27 protein-coding genes are annotated in these 24,572 nt (G+C 67.7%); 18 read left to right on the top strand and 9 right to left on the bottom strand.

Annotated elements, in window-relative coordinates; all coding sequences use genetic code 11:
- Positions 1-2: 2 nt before the first annotated feature.
- The 3 genes from WDZ97_RS04140 to ppx are packed head-to-tail and all read right to left on the bottom strand — an operon-like array spanning position 3 to position 3,402.
- The gene (locus tag WDZ97_RS04140; protein WP_425761876.1) at positions 3-773 is read right to left on the bottom strand and encodes an ABC transporter ATP-binding protein; all 771 of its coding nucleotides are present in this window, start codon (positions 771-773) and stop codon (positions 3-5) included.
- Positions 770-1,891 (bottom strand): MlaE family ABC transporter permease, encoded by a 1,122-nt coding sequence (locus WDZ97_RS04135; protein ID WP_425761875.1) that lies wholly within the window; start codon positions 1,889-1,891, stop codon positions 770-772. Before WDZ97_RS04135 ends, WDZ97_RS04140 begins: the two co-directional genes overlap by 4 nt.
- An 8-nt stretch (positions 1,892-1,899) precedes the next feature.
- Positions 1,900-3,402 carry an exopolyphosphatase gene (gene ppx, locus WDZ97_RS04130; RefSeq protein ID WP_425761874.1) on the bottom strand — a complete coding sequence of 501 codons (1,503 nt, stop codon included), beginning with the start codon at positions 3,400-3,402 and terminating at the stop codon, positions 1,900-1,902.
- A 155-nt stretch (positions 3,403-3,557) separates the two neighbouring features.
- Between ppx and ppk1 the strand changes: the two genes are divergently transcribed.
- Together ppk1 and WDZ97_RS04120 are read left to right on the top strand one after the other, a co-directional pair.
- Entirely contained in the window at positions 3,558-5,654 is a 2,097-nt protein-coding gene (gene ppk1, locus WDZ97_RS04125) for a polyphosphate kinase 1 (protein WP_425761873.1), read from the top strand.
- A 77-nt stretch (positions 5,655-5,731) separates the two neighbouring features.
- On the top strand, positions 5,732-6,130 hold the full coding sequence (locus WDZ97_RS04120) for a hypothetical protein (RefSeq protein ID WP_425761872.1): 399 nt from the start codon (positions 5,732-5,734) through the stop codon (positions 6,128-6,130).
- A 68-nt stretch (positions 6,131-6,198) separates the two neighbouring features.
- On the opposite strand, the gene WDZ97_RS04115 is transcribed toward WDZ97_RS04120, so the two are convergent.
- Positions 6,199-6,681 carry a hypothetical protein gene (locus tag WDZ97_RS04115; protein WP_304003342.1) on the bottom strand — a complete coding sequence of 161 codons (483 nt, stop codon included), beginning with the start codon at positions 6,679-6,681 and terminating at the stop codon, positions 6,199-6,201.
- 204 nt (positions 6,682-6,885) lie between these two features.
- Between WDZ97_RS04115 and WDZ97_RS04110 the strand changes: the two genes are divergently transcribed.
- The 6 genes from WDZ97_RS04110 (at position 6,886) to WDZ97_RS04085 (ending at position 10,834) form a co-directional block, all read left to right on the top strand.
- Positions 6,886-7,230: a Spx/MgsR family RNA polymerase-binding regulatory protein gene (locus tag WDZ97_RS04110; protein WP_425761871.1), complete on the top strand. Its 345-nt coding sequence runs from the start codon at positions 6,886-6,888 to the stop codon at positions 7,228-7,230.
- Complete coding sequence (locus WDZ97_RS04105) at positions 7,227-8,099, top strand: Hsp33 family molecular chaperone HslO (RefSeq protein WP_425761870.1); 873 nt, start codon at positions 7,227-7,229, stop codon at positions 8,097-8,099. The genes WDZ97_RS04110 and WDZ97_RS04105 overlap by 4 nt, the downstream gene beginning before the upstream one ends.
- A 62-nt stretch (positions 8,100-8,161) precedes the next feature.
- Positions 8,162-8,944 (top strand): septum site-determining protein MinC, encoded by a 783-nt coding sequence (minC, locus tag WDZ97_RS04100; RefSeq protein ID WP_425761869.1) that lies wholly within the window; start codon positions 8,162-8,164, stop codon positions 8,942-8,944.
- A gap of 20 nt (positions 8,945-8,964) precedes the next feature.
- Entirely contained in the window at positions 8,965-9,780 is an 816-nt protein-coding gene (gene minD / locus WDZ97_RS04095; protein WP_024300408.1) for a septum site-determining protein MinD, read from the top strand.
- 2 nt (positions 9,781-9,782) lie between these two features.
- Positions 9,783-10,040 carry a cell division topological specificity factor MinE gene (gene minE / locus WDZ97_RS04090; RefSeq protein WP_019918050.1) on the top strand — a complete coding sequence of 86 codons (258 nt, stop codon included), beginning with the start codon at positions 9,783-9,785 and terminating at the stop codon, positions 10,038-10,040.
- Positions 10,037-10,834 carry a fused MFS/spermidine synthase gene (locus tag WDZ97_RS04085; protein ID WP_425761868.1) on the top strand — a complete coding sequence of 266 codons (798 nt, stop codon included), beginning with the start codon at positions 10,037-10,039 and terminating at the stop codon, positions 10,832-10,834. Before minE ends, WDZ97_RS04085 begins: the two co-directional genes overlap by 4 nt.
- A gap of 74 nt (positions 10,835-10,908) precedes the next feature.
- Here WDZ97_RS04085 and WDZ97_RS04080 read toward each other — a convergent pair whose 3' ends face one another.
- From WDZ97_RS04080 to WDZ97_RS04070, 3 genes are all read right to left on the bottom strand, one after another.
- Positions 10,909-11,232 carry a c-type cytochrome gene (locus WDZ97_RS04080; RefSeq protein WP_019918047.1) on the bottom strand — a complete coding sequence of 108 codons (324 nt, stop codon included), beginning with the start codon at positions 11,230-11,232 and terminating at the stop codon, positions 10,909-10,911.
- 12 nt (positions 11,233-11,244) lie between these two features.
- Positions 11,245-11,562 (bottom strand): c-type cytochrome, encoded by a 318-nt coding sequence (locus WDZ97_RS04075; protein ID WP_019918046.1) that lies wholly within the window; start codon positions 11,560-11,562, stop codon positions 11,245-11,247.
- A 126-nt stretch (positions 11,563-11,688) separates the two neighbouring features.
- Positions 11,689-12,678 (bottom strand): MDR family oxidoreductase, encoded by a 990-nt coding sequence (locus WDZ97_RS04070; protein ID WP_425761867.1) that lies wholly within the window; start codon positions 12,676-12,678, stop codon positions 11,689-11,691.
- Between the two features lie 139 nt (positions 12,679-12,817).
- Here WDZ97_RS04070 and arsS point away from each other — a divergent pair, with 139 nt between their 5' ends.
- Genes arsS through WDZ97_RS04030 form a run of 8 tightly spaced genes read left to right on the top strand, consistent with a single transcriptional unit; the run spans position 12,818 to position 21,397 of the window.
- Positions 12,818-13,780, top strand: coding sequence for an arsenosugar biosynthesis radical SAM (seleno)protein ArsS (arsS, locus tag WDZ97_RS04065; RefSeq protein ID WP_425761866.1), 963 nt, complete (start codon positions 12,818-12,820; stop codon positions 13,778-13,780).
- A 10-nt stretch (positions 13,781-13,790) separates the two neighbouring features.
- On the top strand, positions 13,791-15,185 hold the full coding sequence (locus tag WDZ97_RS04060) for a sodium:solute symporter family transporter (protein ID WP_425761865.1): 1,395 nt from the start codon (positions 13,791-13,793) through the stop codon (positions 15,183-15,185).
- The gene (locus tag WDZ97_RS04055) at positions 15,182-16,126 is read left to right on the top strand and encodes a hypothetical protein (RefSeq protein ID WP_425761864.1); all 945 of its coding nucleotides are present in this window, start codon (positions 15,182-15,184) and stop codon (positions 16,124-16,126) included. Before WDZ97_RS04060 ends, WDZ97_RS04055 begins: the two co-directional genes overlap by 4 nt.
- Positions 16,123-18,273: an FAD-dependent oxidoreductase gene (locus WDZ97_RS04050; protein WP_425761863.1), complete on the top strand. Its 2,151-nt coding sequence runs from the start codon at positions 16,123-16,125 to the stop codon at positions 18,271-18,273. The genes WDZ97_RS04055 and WDZ97_RS04050 overlap by 4 nt, the downstream gene beginning before the upstream one ends.
- Positions 18,270-18,956, top strand: coding sequence for a TIGR04283 family arsenosugar biosynthesis glycosyltransferase (locus WDZ97_RS04045; protein ID WP_425761862.1), 687 nt, complete (start codon positions 18,270-18,272; stop codon positions 18,954-18,956). The genes WDZ97_RS04050 and WDZ97_RS04045 overlap by 4 nt, the downstream gene beginning before the upstream one ends.
- Positions 18,949-19,578: a TIGR04282 family arsenosugar biosynthesis glycosyltransferase gene (locus WDZ97_RS04040; RefSeq protein ID WP_304003324.1), complete on the top strand. Its 630-nt coding sequence runs from the start codon at positions 18,949-18,951 to the stop codon at positions 19,576-19,578. The genes WDZ97_RS04045 and WDZ97_RS04040 overlap by 8 nt, the downstream gene beginning before the upstream one ends.
- Positions 19,572-20,303, top strand: coding sequence for a DUF3047 domain-containing protein (locus tag WDZ97_RS04035; RefSeq protein ID WP_304003322.1), 732 nt, complete (start codon positions 19,572-19,574; stop codon positions 20,301-20,303). Before WDZ97_RS04040 ends, WDZ97_RS04035 begins: the two co-directional genes overlap by 7 nt.
- Entirely contained in the window at positions 20,300-21,397 is a 1,098-nt protein-coding gene (locus tag WDZ97_RS04030) for an FAD-dependent oxidoreductase (RefSeq protein ID WP_304003321.1), read from the top strand. The genes WDZ97_RS04035 and WDZ97_RS04030 overlap by 4 nt, the downstream gene beginning before the upstream one ends.
- A gap of 221 nt (positions 21,398-21,618) precedes the next feature.
- Here WDZ97_RS04030 and WDZ97_RS04025 read toward each other — a convergent pair whose 3' ends face one another.
- Positions 21,619-22,308, bottom strand: coding sequence for an ABC transporter ATP-binding protein (locus WDZ97_RS04025; protein ID WP_425761861.1), 690 nt, complete (start codon positions 22,306-22,308; stop codon positions 21,619-21,621).
- Between WDZ97_RS04025 and WDZ97_RS04020 the strand changes: the two genes are divergently transcribed.
- Entirely contained in the window at positions 22,307-22,930 is a 624-nt protein-coding gene (locus WDZ97_RS04020; protein WP_425761860.1) for an arylesterase, read from the top strand. The genes WDZ97_RS04025 and WDZ97_RS04020 overlap by 2 nt on opposite strands.
- Before the next feature lie 43 nt (positions 22,931-22,973).
- Positions 22,974-24,092: a tRNA 2-selenouridine(34) synthase MnmH gene (mnmH, locus tag WDZ97_RS04015; RefSeq protein ID WP_425761859.1), complete on the top strand. Its 1,119-nt coding sequence runs from the start codon at positions 22,974-22,976 to the stop codon at positions 24,090-24,092.
- Here the strand turns inward: mnmH and WDZ97_RS04010 are convergent.
- A complete protein-coding gene (locus tag WDZ97_RS04010; RefSeq protein ID WP_425762249.1) occupies positions 24,044-24,571 on the bottom strand; it encodes a class I SAM-dependent methyltransferase in 528 nt (175 codons plus the stop codon). The genes mnmH and WDZ97_RS04010 overlap by 49 nt on opposite strands.
- Position 24,572: the final 1 nt, after the last annotated feature.

The raw sequence follows: 24,572 nt of genomic DNA, 5'->3' as shown, positions 1-24,572 counted from the left end.
GATCAGCTCCCGCTGCGCGCGAGCACGCGCGACATGCGTTCGGCACAGAAGAAACTGCGGATGAACGGATGATCGTGTTTCATGACGTGATCAAGTGGACCGTAAGCGAGTATACGTCGCTCGCCGAGCACGGCGACCTGAGTCGCCAGCGCAGCCAGTGTGTCGAGATCGTGGGTCACCAGCACCACGGTCAGACCAAGCTGATCGCGCAAGCGACGGATCAGCGCGACAAAGGCCTCCGAACGGTCCGGATCGAGGCCGGCTGTCGGCTCGTCGAGCAGCAGCAGCTCCGGTTCGAGTGCCAGCGCGCGAGCCAGCGCAACCCTCTTGATCATGCCCCCGGACAGTTCGGCCGGCATCAGCCAGGCGTGCTGCGGCTCCAGTTCGACCATGGCGAGCTTGATCATGACCAGATCGTGGATGGCATCGCGATCGAGCCAGCGCAGTTCGCGCAGCGGAAAGGCGATGTTCTCCAGCACATTGAGTGCGGAAAACAGCGCGCCCTGCTGGAACAGCACGCCGAAGCGACGCCGCAACTGGCGGTCCGCCAGCGCATCGCCGGAAAAGAGCGGCTGACCGAACACCGTTATCTGCCCCTGCTGCGGCCGCAGCAGGCCGATCACCTGGCGCAGCAGCGTGGTCTTGCCGCTGCCCGAACCACCGACCAGCGCCAGCACCTCGCCTGCCGGCAGGGCGAGATCCAGTCCGTCATGCACGACATTGCTGCCGAAGCGCGTGACCAGCCCGCGGATGTCGATGACCGCGTCGTTCATGTCGGCATGCCGATGTGGCGCGTGGCAATGGCGAACACCGCGTCGACCAGGATGACGCAGGTGATCGCACTCACCACCGAACGCGTCGTGTTGGCCGACAGGCTTTCGGTGTTCGGCTTGACCGTCAGTCCGAAGTGGCAGGCGACCAGCGCGATCACCAGCCCGAAAGCGAGGCCCTTGCCCAGGCCGATGTAGAGATTGGCGATCGGCACTACGCGCGGCAGCGTTTCGAGAAAGAAACCGTAGCTGATGTCGAGCTGTATCGATGCCGCCACCATGCCGCCGAACAGCGCCGCCGACGAGGTCCACAGCACCAGCAGCGGCATCGCCGCCAGCAGCGCCAGCACCTTGGGCAACACCAGCCGCAGCGTGGCCGGCACCCCCATCGTGGTCAGCGCATCGATCTCTTCGGTGACCCGCATCACGCCGAGCTGCGCGGTCATCGCCGAGCCGGAGCGTCCGGCCACCAGAACGGCCACCAGCACCGGCCCCAGTTCGCGCACGATGCCGATGCCGAGGATGTTGATGATGAACACGTCTGCGCCGAAGGTCTTCAGTTGCAGCGCCGACAGATAGGACAGCACGACGCCGATCAGGAAGCCCACCAGCGCGGTGATCGGCAGCGCCGTCACGCCGGTCTTGTACAGATTGGCCGACAGCTCGCGCAGCGGCGCGTCGTGCGGGCGACGCAATGCGGCGGCGAGATCGAACAGCATCTGGCCGGTCAGCGCGATCATGCCGATCAGCTGGCGCCACAGCGCGATGCCGACGCGACCGAGCGCGACAACCGAATCGCCGAAACGCGATTGCGGTGCGCCGGCGCGGCGGCGTACCCCGAGCGTCGCCGCCGACTCCAGCATCCTGCGCGTACGCGGATCTGCCTCCAGCCGGTCCGGCAGCCGGTCGCCCCAGCCACGCCACAGCACGCTGGCGCCGAGCGAATCGAGACGGCTCACGGCGGCGAGGTTCCAGCTCTCGATCTGGCCTGTTTCGGCCGCGGCAAGTTGCGCACGCAACGCATCGAGGCGCCCTTCCAGTCCTGTCAGCGTCCAGTCGCCGGCAAGCACGGCAATGCGCAACGGCCCGGACATCTCGAACGCGATCGTCGGGACGCCCATGCTCGCGTTCAGGCGGCCGACAGGCCCTTGCCGCGCTGCGGGCGCAGCCGCAGCTCGATGCCTATGGCCGCCCACAGGCGCTGTTCGTCGTGCAGGCTGGCGGCAGTCAGCGGTGACGCCGACAGCCACTCGGCGCGAGCCGACATGACGTAGCCCGCGCCACTGCGGTCGAGGCGCAGCGGCAGTTCGTCGTAGTCGTCGCGGCTGCGATGCAGCAGCACGGCCAGCCGCAGACAGAGGATGAGCGGCCAGTCGCGCAGGTCGGCGGCGGCTGAATTCACCTTCTCCAGCTTGCCGCGGTGCGCCAGCACCAGCCGCGCGAGTCGCGCCTGGTCCATGCGCGAGAAGCCCGGCATGTCGGCATTGCCGACGATATAGGCGCTGTGCTTGTGGTAGCCGGCGTGCGCCACCGAAATGCCCAGCTCGTGCAGGCGTGCCGCCCAGCTCAGCAGGTGCAGGTCCGGATGGTCGTCGCCGGCATCCGGTTCAAGCTGCCGGTAGAGCTTGAGCGCCGTGGCGTGGACACGATCGGCCTGGCGCTGGTCCACCTGGTAGCGGCGCACGAACTGCAGCACGGTCGCATCGCGCAGGTCGCGATGGTGATAGCGCCCGAGCAGGTCGTACAGCACGCCCAGCCGCAGCGCACCCTCGGAAAAACTCATGCGTTCGAGACGGAAGGCGTCGAACACCGCCGACATGATGGCAAAACCGCCCGCCAGCACCGGCAGGCGGTCCGGACGGAGCCCGGCCACCCCGAGACGATTCACGTCACCGACGCGCAACAGCAGCGAACGCAGCTTGTCCATGCCTTCGCGCGTCAGCGCGCCCTGGCACCAGCCGTTCAGTTCCATGATGTCGAGCAGCGCGCGCGCAGTGCCGCTGGAACCCACCGCCTCGTCCCAGCCGAGCGAACGGTAGTCCTGCTCGATGGTTTCAAGTTCGCGCCGCGCCGCCAGTTCGGCCTCGCGCAGCGACTTCTTGTCCATGCGGCCATCGGGAAAATAGCGCAGGCTGAAGGCGACGCAGCCCATGTAGAGCGATTCGAGCGCCATCGGCTCGAAGCTGCGACCGATGATGAACTCGGTAGAGCCGCCGCCGATATCGACCACCAGTTGCTGGCTGGATGGATTGGGCAGCGTGTGGGCAACGCCGACGTAGATCAGTCGCGCCTCCTCGCGCCCGGCGATCACCTCGATCGGGAAGCCCAGCGCCGCCTCGGCCTGCGGCAGGAACTGTGGCGCGTTCTTCGCCACCCGCAGCGTGTTGGTGGCCACCGCGCGCACCTGGTCTGGCGCGAAGCCGCGCAGACGCTCGTTGAAACGGGACAGCGCCTCCAGACCCCTGAGCTGCGACGCCCCGTCGAGCAACTTGCCGTGCCCCAGACCGGCCGCCAGGCGGACAGTTTCCTTCACGCCGTCGAGCGGGTAGATCTGGTCATCGATCACCCGCGCTACCTGGAGCCGGAAACTGTTGGATCCGAGGTCGACTGCGGCGAGAAGTTCGTAGCTCATGCGGCGATGCAATAAAAGAGGTCAGCGCGGAGTGTAGCAGCGCGCAAGCCACGCGCCGTCAAGCACGAGGCGCCCGGACGCTGTAATAATTCCATAGCACTTGTGTCACAAAATACCGGGTCGCATAACAACAACTTCAGAGACAGAAACCGATCATGCCGTCCATCCTGCCGGTGCCGCGCTACGCACCCGATCACTTCATCAACCGCGAACTGTCGCTGATCGCCTTCAACCGGCGCGTGCTGGCGCAGGCGGCGGACGAGCGCGTACCGCTGCTCGAACGGTTGAAATTCCTGTGCATCGTGTCGAGCAACCTCGACGAGTTCTTCGAGGTCCGCATCGGCGGCCTGCGCGAACACATCCGCATGGGCGCCCGCGGCGTCACCTCGGACGGCCGCTCCGCGCAGGAAGCACTGCGGCTGATCGCCGCCGAAGCGCACCAGCTGATCGCCGAACAGTATTCGCTGCTGAACGACGTCATCCTGCCGCTGCTGGAAAAGGAAGGCATTGTGTTCCTGCGTCGCGGCGACTGGACCGAAGCGCAACGCGACTGGGTGCGCGACTACTTCATGCGCGAGCTGATGCCGGTGCTGACGCCGATCGGGCTCGACCCCTCGCACCCCTTCCCGCGCGTGCTGAACAAGAGCCTGAACTTCGCCGTCGAGCTGGAAGGCCGCGACGCCTTCGGCCGCAGTTCGCGCTACGCCATCGTGCAGGCACCGCGCGCGCTGCCGCGCGTGATCAAGTTGCCGAAGGAATTGACCGGCGTGGACCACGGCTTCGTGTTCCTGTCGTCAGCCATGCACATGAATGTCGGCGACCTGTTCGAAGGCATGAACGTGCTCGGCTGCTACCAGTTCCGCGTCACCCGCAACTCCGACCTCTTCCTCGACGAGGAAGAGGTGAAGAACCTGCGCCAGGCGCTGCAGGGCGAACTGCCGCAGCGCCATTACGGCGACGCCGTGCGGCTGGAGGTCGCGGACAACTGTTCCGAACACATGGCGGATTTCCTGCTGCAGCAGTTCAACCTGACCCGCGACGACCTCTACCGCGCGCCGGGCATCGTGAACCTCGTGCGTCTGATGCAGGTGCCGGACTGGGTCGAGCGCCCGGATCTGAAATACCCGCCCTTCGTGCCGCAGGTGCCGCGCACGATGGAAAAGCGCTACGACATCTTCGCCATGATCCGCAAGCAGGACCTGCTGCTGCACCACCCCTTCCAGTCCTTCAAGCCGGTGATTGACCTGGTGCAGCAGGCGGTCGACGACCCTGAAGTCGTGGCGATCAAGATGACGGTGTACCGCACCGGCACCGATTCCGTGCTGATGGAAGCGCTGGTGCGCGCCGCGCTCAAGGGCAAGGAAGTCACCGTCGTGGTCGAACTGATGGCGCGCTTCGACGAAGAAGCGAACATCAACTGGGCGTCGCGCCTCGAAGAGGCCGGCGCACATGTCGTCTATGGCGTGTTCGGCTACAAGACGCACGCCAAGCTGCTGATGGTGGTGCGGCGCGAGCAGGTGGATGGCGTGCACCGCTTCCGCCGCTTCGTGCACCTCGGTACCGGCAACTACCACCCGCGCACTGCCCGCTTCTACACCGACTTCGGCCTGATGACCGCGAACGAGCAGATCGGCGAGGACGTGAACGAGGTATTCAAGCAGCTGACCGGCCTCGGACACGCCGGTACGCTCACCCATCTGTGGCAGGCACCCTTCACGCTGCACAGCAACGTGATCGTCGCCATCGGGCAGGAAGCGGAGAACGCACGTGCCGGCCGCAAGGGCCGCATCATCGCCAAGATGAACTCGCTGGTCGAGGACGAGACGATCGAAGCGCTTTACGCGGCCAGTCAGGCCGGCGTGGACATCGACCTCATCGTGCGCGGGGTGTGCGCGCTGCGCCCGGGCGTGCCCGGCCTGTCGGACAAGATCACCGTGCGCTCGGTGGTCGGCCGCTTCCTCGAACATTCGCGCATCTATCACTTCCACGCCGACGGCGAGGAAAAGCTCTACCTCGCCAGCGCCGATTGGATGGAGCGCAACTTCTTCCGCCGCATCGAGGTGGCCTTCCCGGTACTCGATCCGAAGCTGAAGCGACGCGTCATGAAAGAGGGCCTGCGCCCCTATCTGCTGGACAACAGCCAGTCCTGGGAAATGGAACCGGATGGCCGCTACCGGCGCCGGGTATCGCGCGCCGCGCGGCATTGTGCGCAGGACACGCTGCTGGCCGAGTATTCGCGCGGCGCTCTGTGAGCGCGTCACGGCACTCAAGCGGCGGGGGTGCGCTGCCGTAGACAGGGTGTGTGCCCAATCTCCGGAAGCGCCCCCAGGTGAAAGCTGTCCCCTCCATCGTGCTGATCGCGTGCGCAGTCCTCGTGGCCGCGTGCGACAAGTTGCCCATTCCCGATCCCAACCGCGCCGCAGCGCAGAAGGAACTGGAGGCCAAGGCCGTCGGCGGCGCCTGCCGCCACGCGGGCCGCGCGCTCGAGGACTGCTACACCTTGAATCCGAAGGCGTCGAAGGCCGCCATCTTCGCCGGTTGGCGCGAAATGAACGACTACATGACGCAGAACAAGATCGATGTCGTGCTGCCGACGGTCAGCCCGAAAAACACCCGCAAACTGAAGCCGGTCGAGGCCGAAACGGTCGCTGACGAGGCAGTGGCGGACGACGCACCGGCCGCGAAGGAAACACACGGCAGCCGGAACCCTGCGCTGACCGCAGGCTGATCCTCAGACGACAGGACAATGAAAAAGGGCCCGGTGACTACCGGGCCCTTTTTCCTTCGGCGCTGGACTCAGCGCGCGCTGACCAGTTCGCTCACGTCGCGTCCATCGACCCTCACCCGGGCCAGCGTGACGTCGCCGCCATCCATGCCCAGCGGTTCGATGCTGACGCGACCTGAATCGAGGAGTTGCTGCAAGCGCTGCTTTGCCATGCCTGAGGCGCCCGCCATTTCAATCCCCTCCAGACCGGCGGCGCGCACCCGCACGCCGTCCGCGTAGAAGGTACTGCCATCGACCGCGTAGTGACGCTGCGCCGGCGGCTTCGGCGGACGGAAGGCCGGTACCGCGACAGCAAGCGGCGCCGAGCGCTTGGCCGCGGCCTGCACCGTGGGCGAAACACGTTTCTTGGAGGCGATCTTGGCCGCAGGGCGGACCGCCGACTTGACCTGCTTGCCGCTGGCGACCGAACGCGCGGCAAGCGCGAAATCGGCGGCAAACATCGAAAATCCGAAAACCAGCGTCAGGGCATAGAGGCCCGGGCGTCGAAACATCATGCACGTCTCCCACTGTTGATGCCGCGAACGACCTTAAAAAGCCGATCAATTTCGCGTGCCAGTTTGTTGTTTCGGATAAATTTTCCAAATCTTAACCATTGCAGCACGATGACGCCAGCCCCAGGAGGCCATTCGTCACCCGCAGCAGGCGCCGGCGGTGCAACGTACAATGCGCGCTCTCCGGATTCCACCCCTGAACACCCCATGCTTCGCGTCTTCGGTATCAAGCGCTGCGACACGATGTCGCGTGCCTTCGCCTGGCTTGCCGACCGGCACATCGACTTCCAGCTGCATGACTACAAGAAGGACGGCGTACCGGCAGACGCCCTGGCCGACTGGATACGTCGCGCCGGCTGGCAGGCCGTCGTCAATACGCGCGGCACCACCTTCCGCAAGCTGCCGCCTGACCAAACCGCCGACCTCGACGCCGATCGCGCGTTCGCGCTGCTCAGTGCCAACCCGTCCGCCATCCGCCGGCCCATCGTCGATCACGGTGACGAACTGCTGATCGGTTTCGACCCCCAACGCTGGTCCGAGGTGCTCGGATGAGCGCACCTGACCTGATCCAGCGCTTCATGTTCGAAGGACTGGACATCCGCGGCGCCCGCGTGCGCCTGTCTGAAGGCTGGCAGTCGATGCTGCGTGGCCGCGGCTACGGCCCGGTGGTGACGCGACTGCTCGGCGAAGTGACCGTGGTGTCGCTGATGGTGGGCGGCCAGCTCAAGCAGCCAGGTCGGCTGACAGTCCAGGTGCGCGGCAATGGCGCGGTGGGCATGCTGGTGGTCGATTGCGACCAGCAATTGCGCATCCGTGGCATGGCGAGTGCGCCGGCCGAGCTGGTCGAAGCACCGCTGCCCGAACTGTTGGGCGATGGCCATCTGGTCATGACCATGCAGCCGGAAAGCTCGCCCACGCCCTACCAGAGCGTGGTACCACTCGAAGGCGCGACGGTGGCCGAGGTATTCGAGCACTTCCTCGAACAGTCCGAGCAGCAGCCCACGGCGCTGTGGCTGGCTGCCGACGGGGACACGGCGAGCGGGCTGTTCCTGCAGAAGCTGCCGGGCGCCGATCAGCGCGACGCCGACGGCTGGGCCCGTGTGTGCCATCTGGCCGCCACGGTGACGCCGGACGAACTGAAGACGCTGGACACCGAAACGCTGCTCGGCCGACTGTTCCACGAGGAGATACAGGCCGGCGGCATCCGCGTGTTCGAGGCACAGACGCCACGCCATCACTGCCCGCGTGACGAAGAAAAGGTACGTCGGCTGGTGCTGTCGCTGGGCCGCGCCGAGGTCGAATCCATCCTCGCCGAGAAGGGCGAGCTGCACATCCATGACGACATGTGCAATCACGACTACCGCTTCAGCGCAGCCGACATCGCCCGCCTGTTCGGCGATCCGCCGCCGGCGGTGCATTGAAGCGCCGTGTTGCCCGCAGGTCGGGCACTGAGTAGACTTTCGACATTTCCCGCGGACTCCCCATGGCGCGCAAGCCCGATACTTCGGCCATAGAACTCAAAAGCGCCACGCTCGAAGCGATGCGTGCCGTGCTGCGCAGCGACGACAGCACGGCTATCGCCGCAGCGCTCGACGCGCGGCTCGGCAGCATGCCCGGCTTCTTTTCCGGCGAACCGGTGGTGATCGACTGCAGCGAACTGCCGGCAGACGCCCGCCCCGACCTGCCGGCCATCCGCGACGCCCTGGGCCGCCATGCGCTGACCGCCATCGCCGTGCAGGCCGCGTGCGACGCGGCCGCGGACGATGCGCGCGCGCTTGGCATGGCCGTGCTGGCGGCCGAGAGCGCACCGCGCGCCGCGCCTGCGCCGGAAGCCGTGCCTGAAACCCCGGCGCCCGTACCCGAGCCTGAGCCCGTACCGGCAAGCGCGCCGGAAGCCGTGGTCACGCAGACGCAGCGACGCACCGAAATCATCGACAAGCCTTTGCGCTCCGGTCAGCGCATCTATGCGCGCGGCTGCGATCTGGTGGTGCTGGCCATGGTCAGTGCCGGTGCCGAAGTGATCGCCGACGGCAACATCCACATCTACGCGCCGCTGCGCGGCCGCGCGCTGGCCGGCGCCTCGGGCGACACGCAGGCGCGCATCTTCACCACCTGCTTCGAGGCGGAACTGGTGTCGATCGCCGGCGTGTACAAGACCTTCGAACACACGGCCAGCGGCGAACTGCTGCGCCGACCGGCGCACGTGCGCCTGGAAGACCATTCGGACAAACAGGTATTGACCGTCGCCGCTTTGGCGACCACCTGAATCACAAGAGGGAGACCACAGTGACCCGTATCGTAGTCGTCACATCCGGCAAGGGCGGCGTGGGCAAGACCACGACCAGCGCCGCATTTTCGTCCGGCCTCGCACTGCGCGGCAAGAAGACCGCGGTGATCGATTTCGACGTCGGCCTGCGCAACCTCGACCTCATCATGGGCTGCGAACGCCGCGTGGTGTATGACTTCGTGAACGTGATCCACGGCGAAGCCAACCTCACCCAGGCGCTGATCAAGGACAAGCACTGCGACAACCTGTTCGTGCTGCCCGCCTCGCAGACGCGCGACAAGGACGCGCTGACCGAAGAAGGCGTCGAAAAGGTGCTGAAGGACCTCGCCGACATGGGCTTCGACTACATCGTCTGCGACTCGCCGGCCGGCATCGAGCACGGTGCGGTGATGGCGCTCACCTTCGCCGACGAGGCGGTCATCGTGACCAATCCGGAAGTCAGTTCGGTGCGCGACTCGGACCGCATCCTCGGCATCCTGCAGTCGAAGTCGCGCCGCGCGCGCGACGGCCGCGAGCCGGTGAAGGAACATCTGGTGGTCACCCGCTACTCGCCGAAGCGCGCCGTCGAAGGCGAAATGCTGAGCCACGTCGACGTTCAGGAAATCCTGCGCATCCCGGTGCTGGGTGTGATCCCGGAATCGGAAATCGTGCTGCAGGCCTCGAACCAGGGCACGCCGGCCATCCACATGGAAGGCAGCGACGTCGCCCAGGCGTATGAGGACGTGGTTGCACGCTTCCTCGGCGAGGAGCGCCCGCTGCGCTTCGTCGACTACGAAAAGCCCGGCCTGCTCAAGCGCCTGTTCGGAGGGAAGTAAGCATGTCCCTGCTTTCCCTGATCTTCGGCCAGAAGCAGAAGACCGCTTCGATCGCGAAGGAACGCCTGCAGCTGATCATCGCGCGCGAGCGCGGATCGAACTCGGCGCCCGACTTCCTGCCGGCGCTGCAGCAGGAACTGGTGGCGGTGATTTCCAAGTACGTGCGCGTGAACCCGGAAGACATCAAGGTCCAGCTCGAAAAGCAGGACAACTACGAGGTACTCGAAGTCAACATCGTGCTGCCCGAGCAGCGCAATTGAGCCTCGCCACGCTGTTCGGCAGCGGCCGCACGAAGACACCGCGCAATTCGATAGACGTGTCCGAGGCGGCCGGCGTGCGCTACCTGCACTTCGGTTCCGAATGGGTGCAGGGCGCCATGCGCGTCGCGCGCCCGTTCGCGCTGGAACTGGAATACACGCGCGAAATGATGCTGCCGCTGCTGTTTGCGCCGCACGACGCGTGGCCGGCACGCGTGCTGGTGATCGGGCTGGGCGCGGGTTCGGTCACCAAGTTTCTGCATCGTTACTGCCCGCGGGCCGACATCACCGTGGTCGAGATCGACCCGCGCATGCCGGCCATCGCGGCGATGCATTTCCGGCTGCCGGCCGAGGACGAGCGTCTGCGCATCGTCATCGACGACGGCGCGAAATTCGTCGCCGAAAGCGAGACGGAGTGGGACTTCATCCTGGTCGATGGCTATGACCACCGGGCGCGCGCCAATGCGCTCGATACCGCTGCTTTTCACCAGCACTGCCGTGCGCGCCTTGCCGCCGGCGGGCGTGTCAGTCTGAACATGTTCGGTCGCACGCGCGGCTTCCGCGCCAGTGCGCAGCGCCTGATCGACGCCCACGACGGGCGTGCGCTGGTGCTGCCCTCGCTGGACGAAGGCAATGCGATCTGCGTCGCCGGCGGTACCGAGGTGATCGACCTGTCGCTGGACACGCTGCGCGAGCGGGCGCGCCATTTGCGCACGCAGACCACGCTCAATCTGGCACCAACCTTGAGCCGGCTGGAAAAGGCCGGCTACTGCCCGGGCGGCCGCCTCAAGCTCTGAACGGCGCCGCACGGCAAGCGGGGCAATAAAAAAGCCGGCGATGCCGGCTTTTTTATTGGAGCAGAGACACAAACTCAGCGGCGGGTGACCAGCGGACCGGCCTGCGACGCGAAGTAAGCGGCCAGATCGGCCATGTCCTGATCACTCAGCGCACCGACCTGAGCCGCCATGATGGCGTTCTTGCGCGTGCCCTTCTTGTACTGCTGCAGCGCCTGCAGCAGGTAGTCCTCGTGCTGACCGCCGATGCGCGGGAAGGCCGGCGCCGGGCTGTTGCCGTCGGCACCATGACAGGCGGCGCAGGCAGCAGACTTCTCCTTGCCCTTGGCGGCATCGCCGGCGTGGGCGACGGACATGCCCACCATGGCGGCGAGCGCAACGAATGCGAATTTCTTCATCATGGCCTGCGTTCCTTATTTCTGGGCGCCGTAGTAGGCGGCGAGGTCGGCCATGTCCTGCTCGGTCAGGCTGGCAGCGATACCGGTCATCGTCGGGTGCTTGCGGTCACCGTTCTTGTAGGCCTGCAGCGCGGCAACAATGTACTCCGGGTACTGACCGCCGATGCGGGGCACCTTGTAGGTCTTCGGGAATGCGGTCTGGTAGCCCGGAATGCCGTGACAGCCGACGCACATCGAAATCTTGTCCTTGGCTGCGTCGGCATTGCCCTCGGCAGCGAAGGCGAGCGGGCTGGCGCAGACGGCTACGACAGCAAGAAGGGTCCTGGCGCTCATCGAGTCTCTCTTCTTATGGGTTGAAGTGGATTCCTGCAAAATCGCGGCGCAGTTTAGCCAAGTACTTGATGAGCGTCAAAATTAGTGCGCCGCAACAGTGCTTGGCAACCGCGCCGCCGGTGCTCCTCAGACAACCGACGTATCGACGACGAGGCGACCGCGCACCTGTCCGTCGATGAAGCGTGGCGCGACGGCGATCACGTCGGCAAGCGGCACCACCTCGGTCATGCGGTCCAGCAGATCCATCGGCATGTCGCGCACGATGCGCGCCCAGGCCGCCTCGCGCGGCGTGCGGGCGACAGTGACGCTGTTGATGCCGTACAGCGTGACGCCGCGCAGGATGAAAGGCGCCACCGTCGCCGGGAAATCCATGCCCTGCGCGAGACCGCAGGCCGCCACCGCACCGTTCTCGCGCGTCGCCGCACAGGCATTGACCAGCGTGTGCGAACCAACGCTGTCGACGACGCCCGCCCAGCGCTCCTTCGCCAGCGGGCGGCCGGGTGCCGACAGCGTGGCGCGGTCGATCACCGATTCGGCGCCCAGCGACTTCAGGTAATCGGTCTCTTCCAGCCGGCCGGTGCTGGCCACCACGCGGTAGCCGAGCCTGGCGAGCAGTGCCACCGCGACCGAACCCACGCCACCGCTGGCGCCGGTCACCAGCACCTCGCCATCACCCGGCTGCACGCCGTGACGTTCCAGCGCCATCACGCACAGCATGGCGGTGAAACCGGCGGTGCCGACCGCCATCGCATGCTTCGCATCCAGCCCGGCGGGCAGTCCGACGAGCCAGTCGCCCTTCACCTGCGCGCGCTGCGCCAGACCGCCCCAGTGACCTTCGCCGACGCCGAAGCCGGTCAGCACCACCTGGTCGCCGGCCTTCCACAGCGGGTGACTGCTCTGTTCCACCGTGCCGGCGAAATCTATGCCCGGCACCATGGGCCACTTGCGCACGATGGGACTGCGTCCGGTGATGGCCAGCGCATCCTTGTAGTTCAGGCTGGACCAGCTGACGGCGACGCGCACATCGCCTTCCGGCAGCGCTGCTTCATCAAGATCCTTGAGACTGGCGAGCGTCTTGCCGCCCTCGCCCTGCTCCAGCAATATGCCTTTGAACATTCCTTCTTTCCTCCGGTCGTTGGCGTGGGTACGTCATCGATGACGTATCCCGGTGCCGGGCAAGCATACTGCACCCTGGCCGTAAGGTTTTCCGCCCCCGGGCGGTCTGCTGCCGCACAGACATCGAGGACCCTCCTGCATGCACGCCACCCTGCCGCTGCTGTCCCGCACTGATTTCCCGCCACTGCGCCGGCGTCGAACCGAGGTGCTGCAGGTCAATCTGGGCTACACCTGCAACCAGAGTTGCCTGCACTGCCACGTGAATGCGGGCCCGACGCGCACCGAACAGATGAGCGCCGAGAACATCGGCGCCGTGCTCGACTTCATCCGCGCCAGCGACATCCGTCAGCTCGATCTGACCGGCGGCGCGCCGGAAATGAATCCGCACTTCCGTAGCCTGGTAACCGAGGCGCGCGCGCTGGGCGTCGCGGTGATGGACCGCTGCAACCTCACCATTCTGTCCGAACCGGGGCACGAGGGATTGGCGACCTTCCTGGCCGAACAGCGCGTGCAGGTGACCGCGTCGCTGCCCTGTTACCTGGAGGACAACGTCGACCGTCAGCGCGGCAACGGTGTGTTCGCACGCAGCATTGCCGGGCTGAAGCGGCTGAATGCGCTCGGCTACGGCCGGGCGGACAGTGGTCTCGAACTGAATCTGGTGTTCAACCCACAGGGCCCCGCACTGCCGCCACCGCAGGCCCAGCTGGAAGAGGCGTATCGCGAGCACCTCGGGCGCGCCTACGGCATCGTATTCACCCGCCTGCTGACGCTGGCCAACATGCCGATCCAGCGCTTCGGCTCGACGCTGGTGTCCAAGGGTCTGTTCAACGGCTACATGGAATTGCTGCGCGGTGCCCACCGCGACGACAACCTGCAGAACGTGATGTGCCGGAACCAGCTGAGCGTGGACTGGCAGGGCCACGTATACGACTGCGATTTCAACCAGATGCTGGGGCTGCCGCTGCGCATCGAGGGACGCCCGCGCACCCATCTGTCGCAACTGCTGGGGCGCGACCTCGACGGCAATCCGGTGGTGGTGGCCGATCACTGCTATGGCTGTACCGCCGGACAGGGTTCGTCCTGTGGCGGCGCACTGAACTGAAGGCGATGCGATGAACGATCCGCTGCTGTTCGGCGCCGCGTTCTGGGGCTTCCTCATCCTTTACGGCGCGGGCATGTACGCACTGTCACCGCGCGCGGTCGGTCACGCCGGCTTCTTCCGCGGCCATGATGAAGCAGGCCGCCCGGCCGCCACCTGGGCGCTCGGTGCGAGCATCTTCATCTCGTGGATATTCGCCAAGTCCATCACTAACGCGGCGAACCTCGGCGCCACCTACGGCATCGTCGGCGGCCTTGCCTACGCCACCTACTGGCTGTCCATCCCGCTCGCCGGCTGGGCCATCCTGCGGCTGCGTCGCAGGTATGCAGCGACCGGTCTGCTGTCCTTCCTGATCACCCGTCACGGCCGCCTCGCCGCGCTGGCTTTTTCACTCGCCATCCTCGTGCGACTGTTCAACGAGGTGTGGAGCAACACCTCCGTGGTCGGCGGCTACTACGGCGAGGCCGGTTCCGCCGGTTTCATCGGCGCCGCGCTGCTGTTCACCGCGGCCACGCTGTTCTACAGCCTGAAGGGTGGACTGCGCTCGTCCATCTACACCGACGTGCTGCAGACCGTGCTGTTCGTCGGCTTCTTCGCCGTGGTCATGCTGATGGTGCTGCCCACGCACGGACCGGCGACGCTGCTGTCGACTGGCGACTGGCGACTCGACGCTGGCGTCGACCTGCTGCTGGTGGCCGCACTGCAGGTGCTGTCCTATCCCTTCCATGACCCGGTGCTGACCGACCGCGGCTTCATCACCGACGAGCGCCGCATGCTGCGCGCCTTCGTCTGGGCCGGCCTGCTCGGCTTCGTCTGCATTCTGCTGTTCTCGCTGGTGGGTGTGCACGCACGGCTTGAAGGCATCGCCGGCGGCGACAACGTGCCGGCGGCACTCGCCCGCAGCATGGGACCCGCCGCGCTGTTCGTGATGACCATCGTGATGGTCGCGGCCGCCGGTTCGACGCTGGATTCGACCTTCTCTTCGGTCGCCCGCCATGTCGCGCAGGAATTGCCGCAACTGGCCGGCCGCCCGGAGCCGGTGCGCGCCATCGGCGTCGGCATGCTGGCGATGGCGGCGATCGCGCTGTTCGGCAACATTCCGATGATCGCCGGCACCGACATCCTGAAGGCGACGACGATCAGCGGCACCATGGTGATCGGCCTGGCGCCCATCTTTCTGCTGGCGGGTTTCACGCAGCCCGGCACACGCGCCGCCGCGTGGTCCTTCCATCTCGCCTTCTGGACCGGCATGGTGCTCGGCGTGCTGCTCGCCGCCGGTCTGATACCCGACAGCTGGGCCATCGGCAGCGGCAAGTACGCCAAGCTGCTCGGCGTGAATCTGTACGGGCTGCTGCTGTGCACGGCCGGCTACCTGCTGCCTTCCCTGCTGACACGGCGGGCGACATGAATATGGACGACATCGCACGCGGAGCGCCCGGCCGCAGCTGCCCGCTGCACTACCGTTACGGTGCGGGCGCGCTCGCCAATACCGCGCACGACCTCGCGGCCGACACGCTGTACGTGGTCGGTGGCCTGTACGGCAACCGCCCTGCGCTCGACGCGCTGGCCCGCCTGCTGGAAGCCGAGCGCGGCCCGGTTCGCGTGCTGTTCAATGGCGACTTCCACTGGTTCGACATCGATCCGGCCCACTTTGCCGACGTGCAGCGCCGCGTACTCGCCTTCGATGCGATCGCCGGCAATGTCGAAGCCGAACTGGCCGATGACGCGGATGACGCCGGCTGCGGCTGCGCCTACCCGGACGAAGTACCGGAGGCGGTGGTCACCCGCTCCAACCTGATCCACGCCCGGCTGTCGCAGACCGTGCGTCACGACCCGATGTGGCGGGGCGAACTGGCAGCGCTCGACTACTGGCGCGCGGTGCGTGTCGGCGACGCGCGCGTCGGTGTGGTCCACGGCGACGCCGAGGCGCTCGCCGGCTGGCGCTTCGACGCGCGCGCGCTGCACGATCCGGCCCAGCGCGCGGCACATGAAGCAGCCTTTGCCGCCGCCCGCTGCGACGTGTTCGCCAGCAGCCACACCTGCCTGCCCGCGCTGGCACGCTTCGGCGAGCGTGCGGTGATCAACAACGGCGCCGCCGGCATGCCCAATTTCCGCGACGCGCTGCATGGCGTCGTGTCGCGCATCGCCGTCACGCCGTCGCCGCACAGTCCTCTTTACGGCACCCGCGTCCGCGGTGTGCATGTCGATGCTCTGCCGCTGCATTACGACCACGCCCGCTGGCTGGACGAATTCGACAGCCAGTGGCCGGCCGGCTCGCCGGCCGCACTGAGCTACCGCGAGCGCATCCTGCACGGACCGCAGTGGACGACACACGAGGCCGCACCATGAACCCGCGCAAGATCGCACTGCTGCTCTTCGTGCTTGCGCTGGTCGGCGCCTTCTTCCTGTTCGACCTCGGCCGCTTTTTCGATCTGGCCTGGTTCAAGGCGCAACAGCAGATGCTCAACGAGCGCGTCGCCGCTGCCCCGTGGGCGGCGGCAGCGATCTACTTCGTGGTCTATGTCGCCGTCACCGCGCTGTCCTTGCCCGGCGCCGCGGTGATGACGCTGGCCGGCGGCGCGCTGTTCGGCTTCTGGGTGGCGCTTGCGCTGGTGTCCTTCGCCTCCAGCCTGGGCGCCCTGCTCGCCTTCCTGATCGCGCGCTTCCTGCTGCGCGACTGGGTGCAGACCCGGGTCGGCAAGTCGCTCGACGCGATCAACCGCGGCATCGAACGCGACGGCGCGCTCTACCTGTTCACCCTGCGTCTGGTGCCAGCCTTCCCCTTCTTCGTCATCAACCTGGCGATGGCACTGACCCGGCTGCCGGCACGCACGTTCTACTGGGTGAGCCAGGTCGGCATGCTGGCCGGCACCGCGGTGTACGTGAATGCGGGCACCCAGCTCGGGCAGATCGACTCGCTCGCCGGCATCCTGTCACCCGGCCTGATCGGCGCCTTCGTGCTGCTGGGCCTGTTCCCGCTGATCGCGCGCAAGGCGATCGACCTCGTGCGCGCCCGCGCCGTCTACAAGCGATGGCCGCGGCCGGCGCGCTTCGACCACAACGTGGTGGTGATCGGCGGCGGCAGCGCCGGGCTGGTCACCGCCTACATCGCGGCGGCCGTGAAGGCCAGCGTGGCACTGGTCGAGAAGCACCGCATGGGCGGTGACTGCCTGAACACCGGCTGCGTGCCATCGAAGGCGCTCATCCGCTCGGCGCGCTTCATCGCGCAGGCGGCGAAGGCGCAATCGCTGGGCATGAAGTCGGCGCAGGTCGATTTCGATTTCGCCGACGTGATGGAACGGGTCGCCCGCGTCGTACGTACGATAGAACCGCACGACTCGGTCGAGCGCTACCACGCGCTCGGCGTCGAGTGCGTGCAAGGCAATGCGCGCATCACCTCGCCATGGACAGTCGAGGTCTACGGCGAAGACGGCCGTGCGCGCACGCTGAGCGCACGCAACATCGTCATCGCTGCCGGCGCCCGCCCCTTCGTGCCGCCGATACCGGGCATCGAACAGATCGAAGTCCTGACTTCGGACAGCGTGTGGTCCTTGCGCACGCTGCCGCGGCGCCTGCTGGTACTGGGCGGCGGGCCGATCGGATGCGAACTGGCGCAGGCCTTCGCCCGCTTCGGCGCGGCCGTCACCCAGGTCGAAATGGCCGAGCGGCTGATGCTGCGCGAAGATCCGGAGGTGTCGGCGCTGGTCGAGCAGCAGTTCGCCGCCGACGGCGTGCAGGTGCTGACCCGGCACAAGGCGACACGCTTCGCGGTCGAGGGAGACGAGCGTGTGCTTTACGCCGAAGGCCCGGCCGGCGAAGTGCGTGTCGTGTTCGACGCGCTGCTGTGCGCGGTCGGCCGCACGCCGAACGTCAGCGGCTACGGACTGGAGGAACTGGGCATCGCGCTGCGCCCGAACCGCACGGTCGACACCAACGACTACCTGCAGACGCTGTATCCCAACATCTACGCCTGCGGCGACGTGACCGGTCCTTATCAGTTCACCCACATGGCGGCGCATCAGGCCTGGTATGCGGCGGTCAACGCGCTGTTCGGCCGCTTCCGCCGTTTCCGCGTCGATTACTCGGTCGTCCCCTGGGCCACCTTCACCGAACCCGAGGTGGCCCGCGTCGGCCTCAACGAAAGCGAAGCGACCGAAAAGGGCGTGGCGTTCGAGGTGACCGTCTATGGCCTCGACGACCTCGACCGCGCCATCGCCGACGAAGCCGCACACGGCTTCGTCAAGGTGCTGACGGTGCCCGGGCGCGACCGCATACTGGGTGTCACCATCGTCGGCGAACACGCTGGCGAACTGATCGCCGAATACGTGCTGGCGATGCGCCACGGACTGGGGCTCAACAAACTGCTGGGCACAATACACATCTACCCGACCATGAACGAGGCGAACAAGTACGCCGCCGGCGTGTGGAAGCGCGCGCACGCGCCGCAGAAGCTGCTCGAATGGGTCGGCCGCTATCACGCATGGATGCGCGGGTGAGCAGGCTGTCCATCATCGTGCCGGTGCTGGACGAGGCATCGGGCATCGTCGCGACGCTGCAGGCGCTGCAACCGCTGCGTGCCGCCGGCGCGCAGATCATCGTGGCCGACGGCGGCAGCCGCGACGACAGCTGCGCGCTGGCGCGGCCCTTGTGCGATGTGCTCGTCACGTCGTCACGAGGGCGCGCACTGCAGATGAATGCCGGCGCGGAGCGTGCCCGCGGCGAGGTGCTGCTCTTCCTGCACGCCGACAGCGCGCTGCCCGACGACGCGCTGTTGCTGATCGACAGCGCGCTCGACGACGGTGCGCAATGGGGCCGCTTCGACGTCGCGATCGAAGGCCGTTCGCCGCTGCTGCGCGTGGTCGCCTTCATGATGAATCTGCGCTCGCGCCTGAGCGGTATCGCCACCGGCGACCAGGCGATGTTCTGTACGCGCGCGCTGTTCGACCACCTGGGCGGCTTCGCGCCGATCGCGCTGATGGAAGACATCGATTTCTCGCGACGCGCACTGAGCCTCAGCGCGCCGGCCTGTCTGCGCGCGCGCGTGCGCACCTCGGGGCGCCGCTGGGAGAAGCACGGCGTGCTGCGCACCATCTGCTTGATGTGGCGACTGCGCCTGCGTTACTTCTTCGGCGCCGACCCGCAGGCGCTGGCACGCAGCTACCGGCCGCACCATGACTGAGACGACTGCGGTATTGGTGTTTGCCCGTGCGCCGGTACCAGGCGCTGCAAAAACGCGGCTGATGCCGGCACTCGGCGCCGACGGCGCGGCGCGTGCCAGCGCGGCACTCACACGGCGTGCGCTGCGCACTGCGGTCGAGGCGGGCCTTGGCGCGGTCGAACTGTGGTGCGCGCCCGACTGCGACCACCCCTTCTTCGCCGACTGCGCGCGCGATTTCGGAGTCACGCTGCACGCGCAGTCGGCGGGCGACGTCGGCCGGCGCATGGCGCAGGCCTTCGACGACGCATTGCGGCGGCATGCGCGCGTGGTGTTGATCGGCGCCGACGCCGTGTCGCTGCAGGCCACCGATCTGGCCGCAGCCGCCGCCGCGCTGAACGGGCACGACGCCGCCTTCGCGCCAGCCGAGGACGGCGGCTACCTGTTGGTCGCGCTGCGCCGCCCGCAGGCCGCGCTGTTCGACGGTCCCGCCTGGGGCAGTTCGTCCGTATGGGCACAGACCTGTGCACACCTCGACGCGCTGGGCCTCCGCACCTGCGTGCTGCCGACTGGCTATGACGTCGATCACCCGGCCGACTGGCAGCGCGCGCTGCGCGAAGGCCTGCTGGAGGGTGGCGCATGCTGACCCGTCTGCGCATGCTGCTGTGGGCGACTGCGCTGGTGCTGGCCGGCGAGGTGTGTGCGGACAGCGCACTGCCGCGCTTCTCGGCACAGTCCGCCGGCGCCGCCATCGCCGGCTGGACACCGTGGACGCTGGGCGGCAAGGCTGCGCCCGCGGATTTCCGCCTGACCGGACTGGACGGGCAGACGGTACTGCGCGCCGAAGCCGTCAGTGCCGCATCGGCGCTGATCCACGCCGGCCGCTTCGACACCGCCGCAACACCCTGGCTGAACTGGCGCTGGCGGGCCGACCGCCTGCCGGACGGCAACCGCTTCGCCACGCGCGACGGCGACGACTACGTGCTGCGCGTCTATGTACTGTTCGACTACGACATCGCCAAGCTGCCCTTCGGCGCCCGCACGAAGCTGCGCATCGCCCGCGCGCTGCACGGCGACCAGGTGCCCGCCGCGGTGCTCTGCTACGTCTGGGACAACCGCGTGCCACCGGGCACCCGCGCCTGGAGTGCCTACACCGACCGCGTGCGCATGATCGCGGTCGAAGGCGAAGGCGCGCCGACCGGTGTCTGGCGCAGCGTCCGCCGCAACCTGCGCGATGATTTCCGCGAAGCCTTCGGCGAGGACGCCCCGCCGGTCATCGGCGTCGTCGTCGCGGCCGACACCGACAACACCGCCGGCAGTTCGCTCGGCCATTTCGGCGACCTGTCGCTCGACGCCCAGCCGCTGCCATGACAAAGCTGGTGCTGCTCGGCGGTGGCCACGCCCACCTCTTCGTGCTCGAAGCCTTCGCCCGACAGCGGCCCGATGCCGACATCCGGCTGATCACACCGGACGCGCTGACGCCCTACTCCGGCATGCTGCCGGGCGTACTGGCCGGTCACTACACCTCGCGTCAGGCCTGCATCGACCTGCGCCCGCTGGCCGCGCGCGCAGGCTGCCACCTCGCGCTGGACCGCGCCATCGGCATCGACAGCGCGCGGCGCCGGATCAGATTGGCCAGCGGTGGCGAGGTCGACTACGACCTGCTGTCCATTGACATCGGCTCGACCCCGCAGCGCCCGGACATTCCTGGCGCGGACGAACACGCCCACCCGGTCAAGCCGATCGCCGACCTGCTCGCGCGCTGCGCCGTCGTGACGCCGCGCGCGGTCAGCGTGCTGGGCGGCGGTGCAGCCGGCGTCGAGGTGACAATGGCCTTGCATCACCGCTGGCCTGCGGCGCGCTGCACACTGGTCGAGCGCGGCACGGCGCCGCTCGGCGGACTGGGTGTGCGGCTGCAGCGCAGCGTCGGCGCCGAGCTCGCGCGCCAGCGGATCGATGTCGTGACCGGTGCCGAGGTCACGCGGATCGACGCCGATACTCTCCAGCTGGCGGACGGCCGCACCATTGCCAGCGATTTCACTGTGCTCGCCACCGGCGCCGCCGCACCTGCCTGGCTGCGGGACAGCGGGCTGGCGCTCGACGCGCGCGGCTTTATCGAGGTCGGCGCGACGCTGCAGTCGACGTCGCACGCCGAAGTGTTCGCCGCCGGCGACGTCGCCACGCTGACTGCTTCGCCGCGACCGAAGTCCGGTGTCTATGCAGTGCGCGCCGGGCCGCCACTGGCGGCCAACATCGCGCGCATGCTGGCCGGCCAGCCGCCGCTCGACTGGCATGCGCAGCGGCACGCGCTGATGCTGCTCGCCTGCGGCCGCCGCCACGCCATCGCCACCCGCGGCGGCTGGGTGCTCAAGGGCGACTGGGTGTGGCGCTGGAAAGACGCGATAGACCGCGGCTTCGTGCGACGTTTCGATCCGCAGGCCGATATTGCGGCTGACATGGGCTGAGCGAGAGCAGAGACACAGCGCGTGTGCCGAAGCTGCGTCGCGGCCAAGGCCGCTCCCACAGGGCATGCGCCCGATTCAAGGCCCAAGCCCCGGCCGGGGTTCTGTGGGAGGGATCTGCTGACCCCGACAACAACCCGAATCGAAGTCTGCGGCCCGGGCCGCTCCGGCACTCCACGCACGGCCACGGTCAACGGCCCGCCGGCAACCGCACCCTATGGCCGCTACGCCGCCATGCGGCCGGCAGCCAGCCGGATGCGCCGGCTGCAGCGGGCGGCCAGCGCCTCGTCGTGCGTCACCAGCACCAGGGTCGTGCCCTGCTCGGCGTTCATTTCGAACATCAGGTCGATGATGGAGGCGCCGGTCGCCGCGTCGAGATTGCCGGTCGGTTCGTCGGCCAGCAGCAGCTGCGGCGCCGGCGCGAAGGCGCGCGCGAGCGCGACGCGCTGCTGTTCGCCGCCCGACAGCTGGCGCGGATAATGGGTCAGCCGGCTGCCGAGGCCGACACGTTCGAGCAACGCGACCGAGCGCTCGCGCACGCGCTCGGCATTGGCCAGTTCCAGCGGCAGCATGACGTTTTCGAGCGCGGTCAATGCCGGCAGCAGCTGGAAGGACTGGAACACGAAGCCCACCTTGTCACCGCGCAGTTCGGCCCGCGCATCTTCGTCGAGCGCAAAGATGTCCTGACCGGCGATGCGAACCGAACCGGTGCTCGGCAGGTCAAGACCGGCAAGAAGCCCGAGCAGCGTCGATTTGCCCGAACCGCTGGCGCCGACGATGGCCAGCGCCTCGCCGGCGCCGACCGCGAAGGCGATATCCTGAAGGATCTGCAGCGGCGCATTGCCACTGCTGACCTGTTTTCCCAGCCCGCTGACTTCGAGCAGCGGGCCTGATTGTGGAGTGTCTGTAGGCATGAAGAAGCTTTTCTGGTCCCTGTTTGTCCTGTTGTTCGCCGCGATGCCCGTCGTCGCGCAGACCGTGCTGGTGGTCGGCGACAGCCTGTCTGCCGGCTACGGCCTGCGTCAGCAGGAAGCCTGGCCGGTATTGCTCGGCGACAGGCTGAAGCAGTCCGGTTACGGTCATGCGGTGGTCAATGCCAGCACCAGCGGCGACACCACCGCCAACGGATTGTCGCGCATCGACGCCGCACTGGCGGCGCACAAGCCTGCCATCGTCATCATCGCACTGGGTGCCAATGACGGCTTGCGTGGTCTGTCGCTGAAAACGATGCGCGACAACCTGGAAAGCATGACGCGCAAGGCGCAGGCTGGCGGCGCCAAGGTGCTGATCGCCGGTATGCAGCTACCGCCGAACTACGGCCCCGACTACACGCAAAAGTTCGCCGCCACCTTTTCCGAGGTGGCAAAGTCCACCGGCTCGGCGCTGCTGCCCTTCCTGCTTGACGGCTTCGCCACCGATCCGCAGCAGTTCCTGCCGGACGGCATCCATCCGGTTGCTGCGGCGCAGCCGCGCATCGTGGACAATGTGTGGACGCCGCTGCGTTCCCTGCTCGGCAAGCCGCTGGCGCGGCGCTGAGCACGCCGCCGCGCACATCACGAACAGACAGGACACCCGCTGCATGAACGCCCCTTCCGGCCAGCGCCGCCCGGCCGGCATCGCCCAGGTCGACCAGCTGTATGGCTTCGACGACATCATCGACACCCGTTCGCCGGCCGAATTCGCCCTCGACCATGTACCGGGCGCCATCAACTGCCCGGCGCTCGACAATGAACAGCGGGCGGAAATCGGCACGCTGTACAAGCAGGTGTCGCCCTTCGTCGCGCGGCGTCGCGGCGCGGCGCTGGTGGCGATCAACATCGGCCGTCACCTGCTCGAGCGCTTCCAGGACAAGGGACCGGACTGGCGGCCGCTGATCTACTGCTGGCGCGGCGGCAAGCGCAGCGGCGCCTTCGTCACGATATTCCGCCAGGTCGGCTGGGACGCCCATCAGCTCGAAGGCGGCTACAAGGCCTACCGGCGCGAAGTGCTGGCGCGGCTGGCAGCCCTCCCGGTAGCTTTCGACTTCCGCGTCGTCAGCGGCCCGACCGGCAGCGCGAAGAGCCGCGTGCTCGAACGCCTTGCAGCGCGCGGCGAACAGGTGCTGGATCTGGAGGCGCTGGCGGCGCACAAGGGCTCGGTGCTCGGCCGCCAGCCCGGCGTGGACCAGCCACCGCAGAAACTGTTCGAGTCGCGCCTGCTGCACGCGCTGTCGGCACTCGACCCGGCGCGCCCGGTGTTCGCCGAGGCGGAAAGCCGCCGCATCGGACTGGTCACCGTGCCGGACGCACTGATCGAACGGCTGCGCGCCGCCCCCTGCATCCGCATCGAGGTGCCCGCCGCAGCGCGGACCGAATTCCTGCTGCGCGACTACGATTACATGACGCAGGATGCGGAAGCGCTGATCGAACGGCTGGAGCGCCTGATCGAGCTGCGCGGCCGCGAAACGGTGGCGGCCTGGTCCGCACTCGCGCGCGCCGGGCAGTGGGCCGAGCTGGTTGCGGGCCTGCTCGAACAGCACTACGACCCGCTGTACCGCCGCTCGCAATCGAACAACTTCAGCCGCCACACCGATGCCCCGACCGTCGCCGCCGAGCGGCTGGATGATGCAGGCATCGATAGTCTGGCCGGGCAGATCGCGGCCGCCTCGACTCAGTTCAGCACCGGCAGCACGTCCGAGCGCACCGCGCAGATGCGCTGAATCATCGCCGGCGCGGGACGCGCGATCTCGCCCTGTTCGAAAGCGATCACGCTGCCCCAGCCGCGCACCCAGTCCAGCAGCTCATGCGGCCGCAGCAGGAAATCCGGGTTCGACGGCTTGCCGAAGCGCGCATTGCCGTCCATGAAGGTTTCGTAGATCAGCAGACCGCCCGGCTTGAGCAGCGCGGCGACACGATCCAGCCGCGGCCGGAACAGGTAGCGGGTCACCACCACCGCATCGAAGCAGGCTTCGCCCCACGGCCAGTCGCCGCCTTCGAGGTCGGCGCACAGCGTGCGGATGCGCGGCTGCCCGTCCAGCGCCGCCAGCGCCGCGGCGTCGCGGTCGGCCGCCAGCACGTTCAGGTCGCGCCCGGCGAGCCAGCGCGCGTGGCGACCGCCGCCGCAGGCCAGGTCGAGCACGTCGGCGCCGGGCGGGATCAGCTCGCCGAAGCGCACCACCCAGTCCGACGCGTCCTGCATT

The sequence above is a fragment of the Methyloversatilis sp. MC4-4 genome (assembly GCF_049843555.1).
Lineage (GTDB): Bacteria > Pseudomonadota > Gammaproteobacteria > Burkholderiales > Rhodocyclaceae > Methyloversatilis > Methyloversatilis discipulorum_B.
The sequence above is the reverse complement of the archived record's forward strand: the minus strand, read 5'-3'. Positions and strand labels throughout refer to the sequence as shown.

Excerpts from the sequence above, each read along its gene's own strand:
- ppx (WP_425761874.1), bottom strand. The coding sequence starts at position 3,402 with ATGAGCTACGAACTTCTCGCCGCAGTCGACCTCGGATCCAACAGTTTC.
- mnmH (WP_425761859.1), top strand. The coding sequence starts at position 22,974 with ATGAACGCCCCTTCCGGCCAGCGCCGCCCGGCCGGCATCGCCCAGGTC.
- WDZ97_RS04075 (WP_019918046.1), bottom strand. The coding sequence starts at position 11,562 with ATGAGCGCCAGGACCCTTCTTGCTGTCGTAGCCGTCTGCGCCAGCCCG.
- WDZ97_RS04115 (WP_304003342.1), bottom strand. The coding sequence starts at position 6,681 with ATGATGTTTCGACGCCCGGGCCTCTATGCCCTGACGCTGGTTTTCGGA.
- WDZ97_RS04030 (WP_304003321.1), top strand. The coding sequence starts at position 20,300 with ATGACAAAGCTGGTGCTGCTCGGCGGTGGCCACGCCCACCTCTTCGTG.
- WDZ97_RS04060 (WP_425761865.1), top strand. The coding sequence starts at position 13,791 with ATGAACGATCCGCTGCTGTTCGGCGCCGCGTTCTGGGGCTTCCTCATC.
- WDZ97_RS04010 (WP_425762249.1), bottom strand. The coding sequence starts at position 24,571 with ATGCAGGACGCGTCGGACTGGGTGGTGCGCTTCGGCGAGCTGATCCCG.
- WDZ97_RS04020 (WP_425761860.1), top strand. The coding sequence starts at position 22,307 with ATGAAGAAGCTTTTCTGGTCCCTGTTTGTCCTGTTGTTCGCCGCGATG.
- minE (WP_019918050.1), top strand. The coding sequence starts at position 9,783 with ATGTCCCTGCTTTCCCTGATCTTCGGCCAGAAGCAGAAGACCGCTTCG.
- WDZ97_RS04035 (WP_304003322.1), top strand. The coding sequence starts at position 19,572 with ATGCTGACCCGTCTGCGCATGCTGCTGTGGGCGACTGCGCTGGTGCTG.
- WDZ97_RS04140 (WP_425761876.1), bottom strand. The coding sequence starts at position 773 with ATGAACGACGCGGTCATCGACATCCGCGGGCTGGTCACGCGCTTCGGC.
- WDZ97_RS04040 (WP_304003324.1), top strand. The coding sequence starts at position 18,949 with ATGACTGAGACGACTGCGGTATTGGTGTTTGCCCGTGCGCCGGTACCA.
- WDZ97_RS04080 (WP_019918047.1), bottom strand. The coding sequence starts at position 11,232 with ATGATGAAGAAATTCGCATTCGTTGCGCTCGCCGCCATGGTGGGCATG.
- WDZ97_RS04070 (WP_425761867.1), bottom strand. The coding sequence starts at position 12,678 with ATGTTCAAAGGCATATTGCTGGAGCAGGGCGAGGGCGGCAAGACGCTC.
- WDZ97_RS04050 (WP_425761863.1), top strand. The coding sequence starts at position 16,123 with ATGAACCCGCGCAAGATCGCACTGCTGCTCTTCGTGCTTGCGCTGGTC.
- minC (WP_425761869.1), top strand. The coding sequence starts at position 8,162 with ATGGCGCGCAAGCCCGATACTTCGGCCATAGAACTCAAAAGCGCCACG.
- WDZ97_RS04110 (WP_425761871.1), top strand. The coding sequence starts at position 6,886 with ATGCTTCGCGTCTTCGGTATCAAGCGCTGCGACACGATGTCGCGTGCC.
- WDZ97_RS04025 (WP_425761861.1), bottom strand. The coding sequence starts at position 22,308 with ATGCCTACAGACACTCCACAATCAGGCCCGCTGCTCGAAGTCAGCGGG.
- WDZ97_RS04055 (WP_425761864.1), top strand. The coding sequence starts at position 15,182 with ATGAATATGGACGACATCGCACGCGGAGCGCCCGGCCGCAGCTGCCCG.
- WDZ97_RS04135 (WP_425761875.1), bottom strand. The coding sequence starts at position 1,891 with ATGGGCGTCCCGACGATCGCGTTCGAGATGTCCGGGCCGTTGCGCATT.
- WDZ97_RS04105 (WP_425761870.1), top strand. The coding sequence starts at position 7,227 with ATGAGCGCACCTGACCTGATCCAGCGCTTCATGTTCGAAGGACTGGAC.
- arsS (WP_425761866.1), top strand. The coding sequence starts at position 12,818 with ATGCACGCCACCCTGCCGCTGCTGTCCCGCACTGATTTCCCGCCACTG.
- ppk1 (WP_425761873.1), top strand. The coding sequence starts at position 3,558 with ATGCCGTCCATCCTGCCGGTGCCGCGCTACGCACCCGATCACTTCATC.